Source organism: Paenibacillus albidus, assembly GCF_014644435.1.
Classification (GTDB): Bacteria; Bacillota; Bacilli; order Paenibacillales; family Paenibacillaceae; genus Paenibacillus_AQ; species Paenibacillus_AQ albidus.
Map to the genome: position 1 here is coordinate 1 of NZ_BMKR01000046.1, position 17,023 is coordinate 17,023.

Consider the following 17,023-nt stretch of genomic DNA (forward strand, 5'->3'; position numbering starts at 1 on the left):
CCCCATTTGACTCTATACGGAGAGCTTAAAGGTAAAATTATTCGCGGTCAAGGTACTAGTATGTCCAAGTATAAATTAGAATCCAACATTTAATTTCCAATCATTTTGGTTCTAGCTCAAGAATCCACTTAATAATTTGTTGAAAAAAACGACGATTCAGATAAATCCAAATCCGTCGTTCTCTTCACATGATTTGTTGAATACTCTGTTAATTGAGCAATCCAAGAATTTTTTCTCTAAGGGCTTGCTTTTGATTGACCCCCACCATTGTTTCAGCCAATTTACCGTCTTTAAATAAGAGTAGCGTAGGAATACTTCTAACTCCAAATTGTGAAGCCAATTCGAGTTCTTCATCAACGTTGACTTTGGCTATTGTCGCTTGTCCAGCCAAATCATCAGCCAGCTCGTTAACGATTGGAAGTTGCACTTGACAAGGTGGACACCAAGGTGCCCAAAAATCGACTAGTGTCACTCCGGATTTAATGTTCGATTCAAAATTCTGTTTTGTTAAAGATACTGCTCCCATAATAGAAACCCCCTAAATTAATTTATCAATTATTCAATCGATTAATTGAATTATACTTTTGAAATCTAATTTCGTCAACCTCTTCAATTAGGTTCATATCAATTTGCATATATCACCCATCGATTATCAACGTTTTAGTATCTAAACTTCTGCAGCATGCGTCAGTTTCACGTCCATCGTCTGAAGTATCTTTCTCGGCCGAACAAACGTAGTACCATTTTCCATATCGGTTTGCTAAGCGAATATTTTGGTCTTTTTCTTTTTTTCAGAAATTCCCCGCAACTTTGTGCGGGGGTTCAACGATGTTTACCTTGACAATGTAGTCCAAAGCAAAGTGATTTTAAGAGATTGTTATTTAGTAACGCCAAGTTACTCACCCAATCACAAAATATTTTTCCGAACTATAGCGTTGTTCTAAGCCTCAGTGTGAGAAGAATTTTAGCTGCCCCTGCATCATCATATTCTAAACTTCTTATCTCAACTATCTCGATGTTTGCCTCCAAATCTTATTTTAACTAGCGCTCAATGTTATATAGCGCCTTTTTTGCGAACTTCGTAAAAAAGTCTATCTTAAGGGTATTCGCGGAATCATTGAACAATCCCACCTGTTAGCCGAATTACTAGAATACTTACTCCCATAAAGTATATTAAAGTTTCCTTGACATTTCCCTTTTTGAATAACCTTGGTTCGGTCTTTTAATAAATCGGTGTACGGATCACATTCTTGTCTACCGACAATTGTTGCTGTTTTGGGATCTGAATACGTCATATTGTTTCTCTTGAAATTATTGTTAATATAGAAATCAAATAAACGTTATTTACAAATGGAGGTATTCTTTTGGAAAATATTATTCGAGATTATCTGGAAAATAACTTTGAGCCTATGTTGGCACAATTCACTGTGAATGATGAGACTATCATGAAAATTTCTAACGATGTTCATTCCAGATTGTCATCTTTATTGAATCGTTGGAATGACAGTTCTTTTCGCTCAACAATTTTATTGCATGGCGTTGAAGAAGCTACTCATTATGTACCGGAGGCAGACATTGAGATTAAAGCTCTGGTTACGGTTGCTATCAGAAATAGTCTATTAGAAGACATCGCAAGTACAAAAGAGGCTGCAAAGAAGTTTGGATTAAGAAGGCCTCTCATCTCCGACGAACAAATTAAAAATATTACTACCAATGCTATAGTTTTTTTTAACAAGCAAAACTTTAAGTCAGCCTCATACAAAACTGATAGTATAGAGAGCGATCCATTCGGACATTTATCCACTAAGTTTCCATTAGCTTGGTATGTAATGCATAAATTAAGCCAGTGTTCTAATTACATAACTTTTGAAGTCCCCAATGAGTTAAGAATCGCTCATTCTCCACTCCAAAAGCATAATACATCAACAACATCAGTTGAAGTTCAGAGTGGAATGGACCCGAATATAGATCCAACCTTAAGAGAGATACTTCTTAGAGTAAAAAATGGCGAACAGGCTTTTTTCTTTTCAGATTCTTTTAAAATGATAACGAGACACCCGGAGAAATTATATAGAGTTATTGAAGAAGTGCTAAATGCTAAAGCTCCAATTGTTACTTTTAATTATTACATTAGCAATGGGTATGTGGCTCGGAGAAGTCAATTGTTAAAAGTGGCTCATTCTGAAAAAGATTTAAAATACAAATTCACCAATTTAAAAGGACTGAGAAAAGCTCATTTAGAGATTATAAAAAAGATGGGTTAATCTAAACCAAGGTATTTTAAAAAAGCGGTAGTACATAAATCATGGTTAAGTTTGTACTACCGTTAATCTTAGAATTTATGAGGTCCCCCTTTTCTCATGGTTACGTATTCCGAGAAGTTCATCTTTTCTGGCTATTGTTGGATCATACCAATCAGCTTTTTTCTTTGCCCAATCAATCCATGATAAAGTTTCCTCGGTCATATTCCCGGATGACTCCAAGGATGTAACATAGGCCCGAATCCTACATGCTGTCTCGTAGTCCTTCGCTAGGTTGGTACAATGGTTCGTTCCACTTCCATCTCATAACATTTTCTGTGTTCTAAACGTAGTATTTCCGCTTCTTCCCGCTTACGTCTTTCCGCTTCCCGAGCTTTTCGTTCCTTTCGTAAAAGCTCTGAGACTTTATACATCTCGATGAAAAGCTCCCCAAGTTGGTTTTCAACATTGGCAGCTTTATGATCGCGAAAGCTCTTTTGTCCAACTTTAATACAAAGCCTACCGTTAAACATGTAATCATATTTCCGAATATTCGGCTTTGAAGCCCATGCATATCGTTTTCTTTCTTCTTCGTAACGGCGAAGTTCGGCTTCTTCTTGCTTGGTGGTGATATGCTCTGCTTTGTCTTGCAATTCATAAATTTCGAGTGGTATCTCTTCGTTCCGTATTATAAAGGTTAGTTTATTGGTTACGGTACATCCCAGCTTCTCCAGACCTTGAATAAGAGCTCCAAGAATTCGATAGACTCGTGGCAGAGACTGATCAGAAATTACCCCTGCCAAAAAAGGTTCACTTTTGTTCCATTCACTTACAATAATCTTATAAGTTGATATCAACGGATGGGCTTTGGAACGTTCACCTGGGATTTGAATCGAATTTGCTATTTTATAAAAACAATTCCTCTCTTGCTCACTCAAAAAAGGTAAGGGTTCTGATAGAGTGTTATTATGAGACTTTGCTTCAGTTAAATTTTCTATCATTATCACATTCTCATTATTTATAGTTGGAAATGTGGCTGTAACTACATCTTCAACAACGATACTTTGTGATGGCTTACTGAGCTGATTAGACTTTGGGGAAGGTAATGAGACCTCTTTCACGGTTGAATCCGGCAGAAGAAACTTAAAAGCGGGTTTGCCAAACTTTAATTTCATCCAATACCCAGACGGTGGTATCGGAATCTCCGCTTCCTTACAAAGCTTGTAGATCTGACCGTAAGCAAGTTGTGCTACCCTGACTTTAATGAAATCTGGCTTATTTGCTGTCATGGCCGTCTTCGGTGACAAAGCCTGGTGACTACCAAAATGGCTGGGCGGCATGCTGCCGGTCCTCGACGCAGCATGCCGTTCTCAGCATTCTTAAAAACAGAGCCCGCGGACATTATCCGCAGGCTCTGTTTCTTCGCTCAATTCTGTATTTAACTATTGCGCTAACGGATACTACTGTGAATATCATAATAAAGTTAGTCAAGAGTGTTCACCTCGTATATTACCCTCACTCTTAACTTAAAGTAAAGGTTGCTATTTCTTCAAATGATAAGGCACAGTAGTTACGATGACATCCCTACGGAATAGCAAATGAGCGCGGATTAGCAAGCTTGATTGATTATGAAGGATGTTATGCCAGCCTTTCTTCGGAATGAACTGTGGAATGATCACCGTTACCTTATGATTGGATTCGGCTGCCTTCCACTGAACGGTATCAATAAATTTGGTCAGTGGCTGGATGATGCTTCTGTAAGGAGTATACAGTGTCACCAATCTCACATCCGGCTGCCACTTTTTCCATTTTTCCTCAAATACCGCTTCATCTTCTCTTTCGAAAGGAACGTAAACCGCAATAATCTGTTGTGGAGAAAGCGATTTGGCATATTCTAATGAATTCATAACTACATGAGTGATCCCAGCGACCGGTAAAATGATCACATTACCTTCAATGTGTATCGTTTGCTCACAGGTTGTTATTCTAAGCTGGTCGGCAACCGCTTCGTAATGCTTATGAATTCGATGGAAAAGCAGAAGGAGAATCGGTAAAAATACAAACACAGGCCATACCTGAGTGAACTTGGTTAAAAAGAACATCATGGTAACAACAAAACTGATTAGAGCACCCACCGTGTTGATGATAAACTTTTGAACCCAGCCTGCAGGCTTTTCCCGCAGCCATTTAACCATCATCCCTGTCTGTGATAGCGTAAAGGGAATAAACACACCTACAGCATATAAGGGGATTAATTGTTCTGTCTTACCCTCAAATACATAAATCAGCACAATGGAGAGAACTCCCAATATGATAATCCCATTGGAGTAACCAAGTCTGTCCCCTCTCATGGTAAACATTCGCGGAATAAACTTATCCTTGGCAAGATTCACAGCCAGTAAAGGAAAAGCAGAATAACCGGTATTAGCGGCCAGAATTAGAATTAATGCGGTCGTTCCCTGAATAAAATAGTACATAGCATTTCGTCCGAATGTCTGTTCCGCAATTTGCGAAACGACAGTGACGTCAGCACTGGGGGTAATACCATAATAATAGGCTAAAACAACAATTCCTGTGAACATAACCGCTAATATAGTTCCCATGGCCACTAAGGTTTTTGCAGCGTTAGAAGCCTCAGGGCTTTTGAAATTCGGAATGGCATTGGATATAGCTTCCACACCGGTTAGCGCGGAGCTCCCGGAAGAAAATGCTCGCAGTAACAGGAATAGGCTAATGCCTGCTACCGGTGTGCCAAGTGGTGTGTGCAGTTCTGCTGGAACGTTACCCGTAAGGATGTTATATAGACCTGTACCAATCAGAATGACTAAGGCCAACACAAATAAATATACTGGATAAGCCAATACGGAAGCAGATTCCGTTACACCTCTTAAGTTCAATATCGTAATGAGGAGCACGAATACAACAGCAATAATCACTTTATGCTCATGCAAACTCGGAAAAGCCGATGTGATGGCATCCGTACCGGCCGATACACTTACAGCCACCGTTAAGATATAGTCAACCAATAACGAACCACCGGCAATTAACCCGGGGTACTTACCTAAATTTTCCTTTGAAACAACATAGGCTCCCCCACCGTGAGAGTAAGCAAAAATAATTTGCCTATAGGACAAAATGAGTGCGGTTAACAATACCAATACGCCGATAGCAATCGGAATCGAGTACCAGAAGGCAGTTGCACCAATCGTAACCAGAACAATTAGTATTTGTTCCGGACCGTACGCAACTGAAGATAATGCATCTGAAGAAAGTATCGCTAACGCTTTCTTTTTATTTAATTTTTGCTCCCCTAATTCAGTAGACTTCAAGGGCCTTCCGATTAAAAATCTTTTTAAAAATGAGATCACGGGTTTCACCACTCGTTTTTTATTTTTAAGCATTTCATACCCCGCAGGCATTTGTCGCTGCAGTCGAACACAACAAAAAAACCACAGAAGGATATTCTGTGATCACAGACATCACATGACACTCATCCTCTCTCCTATACGCTTACGAGGTTAGCTGCCGGATTCGGGCGTTGAGAGTCGCCCTACCTGAACAGATATCATGAACATATACCTGTAATCAGGATTCACCCCTAATCGTCACCCAATCTTTATAGAGGAGTGGATTGTTGGTTCCCCCGCTTTCCCTAAAGGAAATTAAGCGAAATATATTAGATTGCTTTATCTCTGAAAGCATATCTTGACTATCCGATATTGTAAAGGAACTCTATTATCGATGTGTTAACCTTTTCAGTCATAATCATCTGATATAACGCTTTCATTTGTCTTCCTCTTTTATTTTCCCTTCTAATGCTCCTTATATCTATGTTTTTCATCCACTTTTCCCCACCGTTTCTTTGCCAGGTTTCGTCCTAAACCTTGCGGCGTATCATATGTTTAGTTCCCGTTTCCCGTAAAAGAAATAGGTTAAAGCTGACAAACTGGCGGCCAGCAGGAGTGAAAGGAGCAGAATGCCAAAGCTGAGCCCATTGCCTTCCACAATATTGTATATCTGAAATATTCAAAGGGCGACAGTACATTCAGAACTGCCTTTTCTTTCACACGTTACGTGGAATTCCTATGCTGGTACATCTTGCGATCCCGCAAAAAAACCATATGTGATGCTCTTTACGCTGAGAGCATCACCATGGTTTGATTAAATACATTTACTTTTTCCTTCTATAATAGTTTGAACTGAAACCAAATGAGCAGTCGATCAATGACTTCAAGGGGAGACTGGTTGATCCGTTTGTCTTAGCTATAGAATTACTGCTCTTTATCCCGGCCGAGCAGCCCGTTGAGCGCCTCTGTCACGTTCATACCGGTAAGCGTCTGGGTCAATTCAGGAACCTGGGCCATGATTTTGGCGATATCGCCGGTAATTTTGTTTACGCCGGATGAAGCTCCGTCCTGGGATATCACTGTAATCTTATCGACCTTGGCCAGCGGGGAAGCGATTTTTTCAGCCAGTTCTGGCAGAACCTTCAAGAATTCTACTGTAAGCGCTGCTTGCGTGAACTGTTTGTACGCTTCGGCTTTTTTCTCCAGTGCCCCCGCTTCCGCCGCACCGGCCAGTTGAACAATTTCCGCGTTGGCTTTCCCCTTCGCCAGCTCTGCTTCCGCCGTTGCCAGCCCCCGTTTGGTCATTGTGGCCGCTTCTGCTTCCGCCTCAAGAATTTGCCGCTGCTTGGCTGCTTCCGCTCTCATGATCGTCGCCTGGTTCTCCGCCTCAGCAGGCTTGATCACCGTTGCCTCCAGCTCCTTCTGTCTCAACTCAACTTCAATTTCCCGGACGGTCCGGTTGGCCTCCGCTTCCATCTGCGTGATTTTGACCTGTTCGGTAACCAGCGACTGCTTAATTTTGTTCTGCTGCAATTCGTACGCAAGATCCGCCTGTGCTTTCTTCACTTCTGTCTCCAGCTTAAAGTCCGCCTGCTTAATGTTCAATTCCTTCTCGAACAAGGATTCCTTGGCGCGAGCGGCAGTTCCCGCTTCAATAGTGGCCTGATGCGCATTGGCTTTGGCAATGGAGGATTCTTTCTCCGCCTCGGCCTGCTTGATCTGAATGTCGCGTTCCGCTTCCGCCTTGGCGATGCTGGCATCGCGGCGGATGCGCTCAATTTCCGGAACCCCCATATTGTCGATATAGCCTTTGTCGTCAGTAATTTTCTTAATGGTGAAGCTGACCACCTCGAGCCCCATCTTGTCGAGATCTTCCGAGCAGGTCTCCCGCATCTTGCTGTTGATTTCGTCAGGTGTCTTTAGAATGGATTCCACCGTTAATTGTCCGATCAAGCCGCGCAAATGGCCTTCCACCGAATGCAGGATAATCGTCTCGCGGTCTTCTTCCGGCCGGTCGATAAACTGCTCACTGGCAGTCAGAATAGCGGTAGGATCGCTTTTAATCTTAATCTGGGCTACCGCCTCCAGGTTGAGCTTGATGCCCTGCCGGGAGAACATCGCCTGCGCCGGGATGACATCGAAGCTCATCAGCATCATGGAGATGGTCTTATTGTTCTGGAAGCCGGGGATGACGAACGTCCCGCCGCCCTGAACCACTCTTTTTCCGCCGAGGCCGTATACAATCATCGCCTGATTGGGCGGAACCTTTTTATAAGCGGTCACGATACTGAACAAAGCCAGCAGGATAACAACAACAATTCCCGTGATTAAATAAAGAATAACCATTCGGTTCGACACTCCCCGTTACTTATAATTTTTCGATTTCCCTCTCGAAGAGGGTTACTGCAGCCATTCCTTTATCCACCTTTAAAATAATCACCCGGTCGCCCTTGTCGAGCTGCTGGCCGGTTTCTGCCCGCACTCCAATGGAACGCATCGTTCCGTGCAGCACATATTTCATTTCCCCAACCGCTCCATCCACTGCAGATATGCTGATGTACCCGAGCTGCCCCGCCTGCTCATAATCCATTTCATTCATGCTGCTGTCATATCGGGTCATCACCCGGGCCAGCCCCGCATACATCAGACAGCCCAGTAGCAAGGCAACCACGGTACAGATCAGCACCACTGCAAGCATGTTCATTCCACTGAACCGGGTAAGCACATAACCAGTGCCGCCCCAGACCGTGACAAACACCATTAGCGGGAGTATGGGCACAAAGCCTGGACCTCCAGCATCGCCGCCTCCCATATGCAGATGACCCGCCAGGCCATGCCCATGAAATCCGCCGCTGAGGAGGAGCAACAGCCCTACCCAGAAGCACACGATAAATACAGTAACGATAACAATCCCCCCTTTCAAGCATTTTAGATAGCATTAAAACACTCTAATTATGGTTGTTATAAGACTTTTAGGTCCTTATACAGACCGTCTTTCCTTCCTGCACGCACAGCAGAAAGACCACAGAAGCGGCAGGGCTCTCCGTGGTCGGTTAATCGATCATGGCGCTCATCCTCTCTCTTCGAGGCTTACGGGGTTAGCTGACGGATTCGGGCAGCGAGATTGCCCTACCTTGCCAACGCGGCTTTTCAGCACACAGCAAGGATTCACCCCAAGTGAGCGGCAGCTATCTGAGCAAAAGCCGCATTCACCATTGGTTCCCCCGTTCCCACTATCGGAATTCAGCCATTTGAGAACAGTTATATTACATTCAGTTGTTGATTTGAATCTTACGCCTGTGGCCGTTTAATGTAAAACGTTGCGGATGACAAAAGAAGCCAAAAATACCACCCCTTCACGAATGAAGGCGCAGTCTTTGGTTTCGCTCTTAAGCGGCCGATGATTTGCTCTTTATTGCTCCGTTTCTCGCAAGACGACCCAGTGGAAAAGCAATTGTAGCTGTGGCAAGGGAGTTAATCTTGTTATAAAGGGAAATGGGGGAAAACGAAGGAGCTACAATTGCGTTTGACAGTCTCGTTCATATCAGCGATTGGAACAACGGTCCGTTCGCGGAGCGTCCACCCAAGTACTCAAGCTGATCTTCCAAAAAACAAGGGCTGTCCCAAGCAGCCATTTCATGGCTTTTGGGACACCCCCTCTACACGGAACACATTCTTGTCTACCGACACCAAAGGGACGGCTTATTTTTATTGCTTTTTTAAGATCAATTCTGTTTGTTTTCTACAGATTTCATACGGTTTTGATCGTCAGGCAGTCGGTCATTACTGAATTCCTGGCCTGCCTCTAACTCACTAGGGCCGCAAGCACCCCGGGAAAAATTTGTGAACTGCCTTTTTTGCTCATCCAGCTCGTGTTTTCGCTTAAGAAGTTCCTGCGGATCCTGATTCGTCATAATGTTAACCTCCCCAAAATGGAATCATGCTGTTTATTTGCACTACAAAAGTTTTCCATAATAGAGCGGTGCTTATGCAAGAAATTAAAAATCAAATCCAGCTTCTCTTTTGTCTCCAATGAAGAAAACATGCTATCCATATAGACTTAAGATTTCCTCCCACAGTAAATTAATATTTTCTCTTGTTTTCTCACTCGTTCTTAGATTTTCAGCCATTGACAGATTGATACCGCCCCCTCACCGGAACATAAATCTCCATCACCGTATCCACCCGCGAATGACAACGCTCGTCGTAATACTCGAAGTTCAGCTTGCCTTCATCGTATACATATCCGCTGCCTGGAAACCACTCTTCAAAAATATACTTCCAGGTGCTCTTGATCACATGCACGAACTCTCCCTGATCCTTCCCCTCGGAGGTGTCCACTGGCGGTGTGGTGAACACGGCATATTCTGCTTCAAGCACCTGCACGGTTAACATGTCATCGGTCACCCGGCTGAAGTCCTCCACAATGACACCAAGCAGATAAGTAGCATTTCCGCTGTCAAATGCCGGAACACATAACCCCACTTCTCCATGCTTGGGCGGATTTAGAATTTCATACATTTTGGATTCCAGGTTTTCTCCTTCATAGTGGCTCCAGAACGAAGCAATATCCTTCGTATAATTGCCTTCCGCCACATTTGTTTCTATGCCGTAACCCGCAACCTTGAAGGCCGGTTTCTGTACAATCACTGGATTCATTACATAACCTCCGATTTCAAAAATAGGCCCGTTCTGAAGATATCCTTCCATCCGCGCCGCATATTGCGAGGGACTGTAGCCAAACGCTTTACGGAACGCCTTCGTGAACCCGCTCTGCGTTTCAAAGCCATAATCCAGCGCGATATCAATGATCCGCTTGCCGCTGAACAGTTCGACCGCTGCCAGGGACAGCTTGCGGCTGCGCACATACTCCATCACGGACATCTCCTTGCACAGACTAAACACCCGGCTGAAGTGATAAAGTGAGTATCCCGCCTCCGCAGCGATATCCTCGGCAGTCAGATTACTTTTTATATTCTGCTCGATATATTCAATGCATCTCTCTATATCCTTACTGTAATTCACTGAGCCACCCAGCCTTTCCCCGATCGGTGATTTTATTATAGCAACTGCTGATCAGGAGGGCTGTTCCTGTTTTGCTAAGCTGTGAATTGCATGCAAATCGCTATAACCTGACAGGCCGTATAAAGGAGATATCCTTGCTTGAATTCATACGGTTTATTTAGGAAGGGTATCACTTCAACCCATCCATGAATAGGCTGTTGTAATAAATTGAATAATGGAGGTATCCCACATGACCTTTGGGAACGAATATCCAAACAGCCAGGCTAATCCACCCTTATCCCCTTACTCTACCCGCTACAATCCTTTCCCTTACTCTCATTACTACCATCTCGTCCGTTCAGAAAGCAGCCAGGCAGTTCTGCCCTCAGACAGCGAAAACACCAAAAAAGAACTTGTGAATGGTTATATGAACGCAAATGTAGGCAGCGGTAAGGGGATTAATCTAAATACCGGAGGAGAAGTAGGCGGTAAACACGGCATTGGCTTAAATGCTGGCGGGAATTTAGCCTTAGGTGGCGCGGGTATGTATGCGGGCGGCCATATGGGCACTCCTTCATACGGAATCCATGCGCAAGGCAATACTCATCTGGACAGCAGCCAGGGTCTAGGGCTCAATGCCGAAGCCCAGGCCTTCGGCAAGTACGGGCTTGCGGCTCAGGCAAAAACCCAGCTGGGTGTCGGTCAAGGGGCAGGTTTTCATATGGGGGCACAGGTCGGAGGAGAGTACGGTCTAAGCGCCGATGCCGAAGGCCACTTGGGGTTCAGTCAAGGCGCGGGGCTGCAAACCCATTTGCAGCTTGGAGGCGAAAATGGGTTCGGCGCCCAGGGCAAGGCACAACTCGGCGGCGGTCAAGGAGCAGGCTTAGGGGTTGCCGGACAGGTAGGTAAATATAATGGACAGTTAGGCTTTAATATCGGCGGCAAGGACAAAGAGTTCAAGGAGTAAAAGAGTCTGAGGATTAATCCGCGACGGACTCTTTAGAACAGGAGGGGTCGGCTAGCACCCGTCCTCTCACACCGCCGTACATACGAGTAAACCTGTTATGGGACAAGTATATACAGAAAAAAAGAACCGCCAGCAGGCAGTCCGCGCATTCTTCTAAATTTACTTTTAGCCTTATTTAGGAGATGTGGAAAGACTCTTGAGAAGTGGTTCATCATAAATAGTGAGGGTACAATGGTGACGTGATGCTTATATGTAACAACAGGCTTAAAATATAAATCATAAAGTTTATGTCTTTTCAACATAACCAAACCCCTAATCCTTAACCAACAACACATCGAGACCAGCAATGATGCTCGTATGCTGAAGATTTGCAGCCCCCCTGCCCTTTCGTGTGGTGGGAAGTCAGTAACATAAACCATCCCTTGCAGTTCCCTCATACAAATGGTTACTCGGCTGTCTTCGCATTCGGATCGGCTGCCCTTTGCTGAATGTTCAACAATATGTCAATCCTTACAGGGCTTAGGTCTAGGGAAAAGACTAGACTTGAGCTGATTCTGATCAGATGGAGCAATTGCTATACTTTAAAATGGAAATACATACTTTAGGAGCTACGATTTTGAAAACAAACTTTAGACCCCCGCACCGGGCCTGTCCTCCATCTTCACCCGTTTGCTGATGCGTGAAAGCATAGCGGGCACGTCCATTAAAGCTTCAGTTGCGGTTATATTCGTGGAACTTTTACTCATGCAAATGGTATCGGCACAACAGAATACAATGCCCAAATCAAATTTTGGAGGCAGTTGAAATGAATGACGAGCTACAACGTACGTTAAGTGAGATCATTGAATCAGGTTCACAATCTAACCCCGTCGTGAATGCACTCATTAGTGATTATGTTAAGTATCATGCTGTACTTGTTATTATTGGTGGATGTTTGGTACTCATACTCGCATTGCTTAGTATAATTTTTCGGACTAAATTTAAAAGATCACCTAAGATAAGCAAATTAAAATGGGGATTTGAAAGAAAAGCATACTTTTCTTTCGCGCTTTTAAGTAGTAGTGTCGCTTTATTAATGATTTTGATTGTTGTGGCAAATCTGATCAATGCCTTGAATCCATTGCATGGGTTCTCATTGATTAATGTTTCGTTTGAAATATCCAATGAAGCAACATATAAGGACGAATTACGCTATGCGTTCAATGAATGGGTACAATTAGGTAATGAAAATATCCCGTCTATTCTTCAGGAAAAGATTAATAGGCGCATTGAGTTTCATACTACAAAAGCTATTGTTTGTGGAAATTTGTTGATACTATTTGTGGGACTTAGTGTGTATATTTGGAACGCATTAGTAACAAGAGCTAAATCAAATGATTCAAAATGGAGATTTAAAGAAAAAACCTACTTTGGTATTGGAATTGCCACAGTTGTTCTTTCTTTGTTAATGATGGTGATAGTAGTAGCAAACATGCAAGCAGCATTTGCGCCTATAACATTATTTATGATGAATTTGTTTAATGGCTGAATGCACTGGTATGAGACCGACCTAATTCACATAAAATTTCTTCTCATTTAGTTAGTTGATTTGCATAACACTTAATTGTTGTTCCGTATTAAAAAGGCCCATTTCCTCTCAAAGTAGTGAGGAAATGAGCCCGATTTTTAATAAACGAATTAGTTAGTAGACCATAGCTTAATCCGGTCTTGGATATGCTTGGTATAGGCTTCTTCCATTTCTTTAACTCCAGCTTTATCCAGTTCGGCCATATAGGCGTCCCAAATCTTATCAAATTCCTCCGGCTTGGACATAACCGCTTCCGGAATGCGTTTCCATGTAATATCCTTCATTTTGACACCTAGTATAACAGCAGGATCGTCATTTGCTAGTGGCATTGTGTAAGCTGCGCCGTAAGCTCTTGGTTGGAATTCCTCTTCCTTAGGGAAAAGATCTTTCCAATGCTCCGCCTTGTAAGCTTTTAGAGCTTCCTTTTCAGACTCGCTGTAACTTGCGGTCAACATTTCCGGATAATTACGTGTGAAATAGTTGCCGGTTGAATCCTTAATTCCATCCCCGTAATGAACCATCATGTTCCAGTAAAGTCCTACACCTGATTCTTTTTGGAAACCCGCATTGTCTTTGTTCATCCGTTCCTGTACAGCCGGAATAACCACACGTTTGCCAGCTTCAACCGTGTAATGCTTCCCTTCAATCCCCCAGTTATTCAGAATTTGTCCCTCTTCTGATGCCAGAAAGTCAAGGAACTTAATTGCACGTACCGGGTCCTCACACTTGCTGGAAATCGAGATTCCGTAACCTCCGTCAAAGCCGGCAGACCAGAAACTGGTATCCTTGTACTCATTACTCATGGTAACCGGATAATGACCGTAAGTCTGGTCGAATTTCCCTGCAGCCTTTAGCGCATTCTGTGCGTCGCCATAATCCCATTCCGGATCAGCCAAGCCAAGAACACGGCCCGAAGCCACTTTAGCCTTAAACTGGTCGGTCTTTTGCACGAAGCTTTCCGGATCAAGCAGTCCGATGTCGTTCATGTGGTTCAACCAGCGAAAATATTCTTTCTCTTCCGGACGGCGGAAATGATAAATCGCTTGATGCGTTTCTTGATCAATGTAATATTCGCCGTCATCCGGTCCTCCGGTTGTCTGGAATCCCGAGTTGGTGACCTGGTACATATGCCAATCGTCCCCATTCAGCGAAAGCCCGATATTTTTGTTGCCATTTTCGTTCGTCGGATGTTTGGTGATATAATCCTGGATAACTTTTTCGAATTCCTTCACCGTACGTATTTCAGGATATCCAGCTTCCTTGACGACACGGTGTTGGAGTTCAAATCCCCCGTCGGCTTTAATTTTCTTCTCATCAACGGCGGACCAAGTTGGAATAGCGTAAATTGCTTGATCGTCCAAATTGTATTTTGTGCGGACAATTTTGTCTCCTAGCATTTTTTTGATGTTAGGCGCGTGCTCCTCGATCAAATCCGTCAGATCGAGAATAGCTCCAGCGTCGACAAGTTTGCCGACATCCGCCTTTGCAGCTATCAAATCAGGATAGTTGCCTGTCGCTGCAATCAGTGAAATCTTTTGTACCGGGTCACCGACAGCAAACTCAGCATCTAGGGTTACCCCGGTTTTTTCAGCAATAATCTTACCGACTTCATCCTTCATGTTATTCCAATTCGTACTGGAGTCCTCCGAAAAATAAGTAAGCGTAATCGGCTTCGAATTATTCCCGGACGTAGAACCTCCTTCTGCATTGCTTCCCTCTCCGGCAGTAGCACCGTTATTGCCACTACACCCTCCAAGTGTCGACGATAAAGTCAGCGCCAGTATGGAAGACATAACCATCCCTTTTTTTCCTAATTTCATGAAGCTCCCCCCAAAAAAATAATGAATTAGTTAATAATTTCTATGGAACAGGCTATTTGCCTGTGCTCACCATGGGCCAGTATCGTTTTAACTCTTTACTGCGCCGAGCGTCATACCTTTGACAAAGTATTTTTGCAAAAAAGGATAAACGATAAGAATCGGCACCGTAACAATAATAGTGATGGCCATTTTTACGGATTCCGGCGAAATTTGTGTCATGCGCTCAGCCATATTAGCGGCATCTTGAGAGTTGTTTGCACTTGTTGTAGTACTTTGCAAAATTTTCATTAACTCATATTGCAGAGTTGTCAAAGATTCGTTAGACCCATTAAAAAGATAAGTATCGAACCAGGAATTCCATTGCCCCACCGCCAAGAAGAGAGCCACAGTGGCCAATGCGGGTTTGCAAAGAGGAAGAATAACGCGCCAGTATATAGTGAAATCGTTGGCGCCATCCAGCTTAGCTGATTCTTGTAGCGCATAAGGCAAACCGTCTATAAAGGAACGGATAACGAAGACATTAAATGCACTTACAAGACCTGGAAAAATGTAGACAGCAAACGTATCAATTAAGTGCAGATCCCTCATCAGGATAAAACCCGGAATCAAGCCCCCGGTAACATACATAGTGACAGCAAGAAAAATTGAAATGAATTTTCTCGCCTGAAAATCACTTCGCGCAAGCGTGTAAGCCAGCATAGAACCGCTGATCAAGCCTGCTATGGTACCAATGACGGTCCGCAGAAAGGAAATTTTGAACCCGGTAATCAAGCTTTCATAGGTGAAAATCAGGCTATAGTTATCCAATGTAAATCGCCTTGGCCAGATGGTGATTCCTCCTCTAACGGTATCTACTGAATCGTTAAAGGATATGGCCAGTACGTTCAAGAATGGATAGATCGTCAGAATGGTTACGACAATCATTGAAAGATAAACGATTACTTCAAGGATTCGATCTTGTGGCGCTTTCGCCTGTAGGCTCTGTTTTACCCGGCCGACCGGCGCATCCCTATTAACAACCCCCATGTCACCCTTCCTCCTTACATAATGCTTTCATTTGTAAAGCGCTTGAAAATTCCGTTGGCCGCAAACAATAGGATCAGGCTTATCAATGAATTGAAGATATTGATAGCCGTTCCGAAGGAGTATCGTCCCATAGCCAGACCATAATTAAGCGCATACAAATCAAGCACTTCAGAGTAATCGATGACCAGGTGATTCCCTAGCAGGAATTGTTTCTCAAAGCCTGTACCTAGCAGATGACCAATGGACATAATCAAAAGGACGATCATTGTCGGCCGGATACCCGGCAACGTAATATGCCATATTTGTTTCAATCGGCTCGCGCCGTCCACCCGTGCAGCTTCATACAATTCAGGCCCAATCCCGGATATAGCAGCCAGGTAAATAATAGCGTTCCAGCCTGTTTCCTTCCAAATATCCGCACTGGTTACAATCCCCCAAAATAAGTGACCTTGTGCCATAAACTGAATCGGCTGATCGATGAGGTTCAGGCCAAGAAGGATATCATTCACTACTCCACCGTCCGTCGAGAGCATTTTGGTGACAATCCCTGCAGCAACCACCCAGGAAACAAAGTGTGGAAGATAAGATACGGTCTGGACGAACCGTTTTAAAGCCTGTACACGGACCTCATTTAGGAGCAGAGCAAAGACGACCGGCACGATGAAACCGGCGATCAGTCCCATAAAACTCATAGCCAGCGTGTTTCGCAGCACTTGGTAGAAGTGGTCATCCCTGAACAAGGTGCGAAAATGCTCCAAGCCCACCCATTTCTGTTCAAAAAAACTTAATCCAGGTTTATATTTCTGGAAGGACATGGTCCAGCCCCATAAAGGTAAATACTGGAACACAAAGACCCAAAGAACGAAAGGTATAGACATGTAGTAAAGATACTTCTGATTTTTAAACTCCTTCCAGGCTCTCTTTTTTCTCTTTTTGTATGCGTTTTCTGTACTTGCTGTTAACGTATTCATAGTTCCTCCCCTCTCTTGAATTCATAATAAATCAGAAGGGAGGCATGGCCCATACTAAGAATTTCGGGGAAAATCATCCAC

At 43.6% G+C, this 17,023-nt stretch carries 13 protein-coding genes and 2 riboswitches; of the genes, 3 read left to right on the forward strand and 10 right to left on the reverse strand.

From position 1 onward, the window contains the following. Positions 1 to 208: 208 nt before the first annotated feature. Positions 209 to 526 (reverse strand): thioredoxin, encoded by a 318-nt coding sequence (gene trxA, locus IEY53_RS30605; protein WP_189031598.1) that lies wholly within the window; start codon positions 524 to 526, stop codon positions 209 to 211. An 838-nt stretch (positions 527 to 1,364) separates the two neighbouring features. Between trxA and IEY53_RS30610 the strand changes: the two genes are divergently transcribed. Further along, positions 1,365 to 2,264, forward strand: a complete 900-nt coding sequence (locus IEY53_RS30610) for a hypothetical protein (protein WP_189031599.1) — start codon at positions 1,365 to 1,367, stop codon at positions 2,262 to 2,264. A 266-nt stretch (positions 2,265 to 2,530) separates the two neighbouring features. Here the strand turns inward: IEY53_RS30610 and IEY53_RS30615 are convergent, their stop codons facing one another. From IEY53_RS30615 to IEY53_RS30640, 6 genes are all read right to left on the reverse strand, one after another. Continuing rightward, positions 2,531 to 3,547: a hypothetical protein gene (locus IEY53_RS30615; protein ID WP_189031600.1), complete on the reverse strand. Its 1,017-nt coding sequence runs from the start codon at positions 3,545 to 3,547 to the stop codon at positions 2,531 to 2,533. Positions 3,548 to 3,781: 234 nt separating this feature from the next. Further along, a complete protein-coding gene (gene kimA, locus IEY53_RS30620) occupies positions 3,782 to 5,608 on the reverse strand; it encodes a potassium transporter KimA (protein WP_189031675.1) in 1,827 nt (608 codons plus the stop codon). Positions 5,609 to 5,732: 124 nt separating this feature from the next. Continuing rightward, a riboswitch (cyclic di-AMP (ydaO/yuaA leader) is annotated at positions 5,733 to 5,919 on the reverse strand. A 592-nt stretch (positions 5,920 to 6,511) separates the two neighbouring features. Continuing rightward, positions 6,512 to 7,933 carry a flotillin family protein gene (locus IEY53_RS30625; protein WP_189031601.1) on the reverse strand — a complete coding sequence of 474 codons (1,422 nt, stop codon included), beginning with the start codon at positions 7,931 to 7,933 and terminating at the stop codon, positions 6,512 to 6,514. A 22-nt stretch (positions 7,934 to 7,955) separates the two neighbouring features. Then, entirely contained in the window at positions 7,956 to 8,510 is a 555-nt protein-coding gene (locus tag IEY53_RS30630) for an NfeD family membrane protein (RefSeq protein ID WP_189031602.1), read from the reverse strand. A 149-nt stretch (positions 8,511 to 8,659) separates the two neighbouring features. Beyond that, positions 8,660 to 8,846, reverse strand: a riboswitch (cyclic di-AMP (ydaO/yuaA leader). Between the two features lie 466 nt (positions 8,847 to 9,312). Beyond that, positions 9,313 to 9,501, reverse strand: a complete 189-nt coding sequence (locus IEY53_RS30635; protein WP_189031603.1) for a hypothetical protein — start codon at positions 9,499 to 9,501, stop codon at positions 9,313 to 9,315. Positions 9,502 to 9,709: 208 nt separating this feature from the next. Next, positions 9,710 to 10,612 (reverse strand): AraC family transcriptional regulator, encoded by a 903-nt coding sequence (locus IEY53_RS30640; protein WP_189031604.1) that lies wholly within the window; start codon positions 10,610 to 10,612, stop codon positions 9,710 to 9,712. Positions 10,613 to 10,841: 229 nt separating this feature from the next. Between IEY53_RS30640 and IEY53_RS30645 the strand changes: the two genes are divergently transcribed. Beyond that, the gene (locus tag IEY53_RS30645; protein ID WP_189031606.1) at positions 10,842 to 11,558 is read left to right on the forward strand and encodes a hypothetical protein; all 717 of its coding nucleotides are present in this window, start codon (positions 10,842 to 10,844) and stop codon (positions 11,556 to 11,558) included. 805 nt (positions 11,559 to 12,363) lie between these two features. Then, positions 12,364 to 13,086, forward strand: coding sequence for a hypothetical protein (locus IEY53_RS30650; protein ID WP_189031608.1), 723 nt, complete (start codon positions 12,364 to 12,366; stop codon positions 13,084 to 13,086). A 149-nt stretch (positions 13,087 to 13,235) separates the two neighbouring features. Here IEY53_RS30650 and IEY53_RS30655 read toward each other — a convergent pair whose 3' ends face one another. The 3 genes from IEY53_RS30655 to IEY53_RS30665 all read right to left on the reverse strand — a co-directional run bounded on the left by IEY53_RS30655 (position 13,236) and on the right by IEY53_RS30665 (position 16,942). Then, positions 13,236 to 14,945, reverse strand: coding sequence for an ABC transporter substrate-binding protein (locus IEY53_RS30655; protein ID WP_189031610.1), 1,710 nt, complete (start codon positions 14,943 to 14,945; stop codon positions 13,236 to 13,238). Between the two features lie 87 nt (positions 14,946 to 15,032). Continuing rightward, positions 15,033 to 15,971, reverse strand: a complete 939-nt coding sequence (locus IEY53_RS30660; RefSeq protein ID WP_189031612.1) for a carbohydrate ABC transporter permease — start codon at positions 15,969 to 15,971, stop codon at positions 15,033 to 15,035. A gap of 14 nt (positions 15,972 to 15,985) precedes the next feature. Then, positions 15,986 to 16,942 carry an ABC transporter permease gene (locus IEY53_RS30665; protein ID WP_189031614.1) on the reverse strand — a complete coding sequence of 319 codons (957 nt, stop codon included), beginning with the start codon at positions 16,940 to 16,942 and terminating at the stop codon, positions 15,986 to 15,988. Positions 16,943 to 17,023: the final 81 nt, after the last annotated feature.

What these genes read in the sequence shown, in the direction of transcription:
- IEY53_RS30635 (WP_189031603.1), bottom strand. Translation starts at nt 9,501, where the DNA reads ATGACGAATCAGGATCCGCAGGAACTTCTTAAGCGAAAACACGAGCTG.
- IEY53_RS30650 (WP_189031608.1), top strand. Translation starts at nt 12,364, where the DNA reads ATGAATGACGAGCTACAACGTACGTTAAGTGAGATCATTGAATCAGGT.
- IEY53_RS30665 (WP_189031614.1), bottom strand. Translation starts at nt 16,942, where the DNA reads ATGAATACGTTAACAGCAAGTACAGAAAACGCATACAAAAAGAGAAAA.
- trxA (WP_189031598.1), bottom strand. Translation starts at nt 526, where the DNA reads ATGGGAGCAGTATCTTTAACAAAACAGAATTTTGAATCGAACATTAAA.
- IEY53_RS30660 (WP_189031612.1), bottom strand. Translation starts at nt 15,971, where the DNA reads ATGGGGGTTGTTAATAGGGATGCGCCGGTCGGCCGGGTAAAACAGAGC.
- IEY53_RS30645 (WP_189031606.1), top strand. Translation starts at nt 10,842, where the DNA reads ATGACCTTTGGGAACGAATATCCAAACAGCCAGGCTAATCCACCCTTA.
- IEY53_RS30655 (WP_189031610.1), bottom strand. Translation starts at nt 14,945, where the DNA reads ATGAAATTAGGAAAAAAAGGGATGGTTATGTCTTCCATACTGGCGCTG.
- IEY53_RS30625 (WP_189031601.1), bottom strand. Translation starts at nt 7,933, where the DNA reads ATGGTTATTCTTTATTTAATCACGGGAATTGTTGTTGTTATCCTGCTG.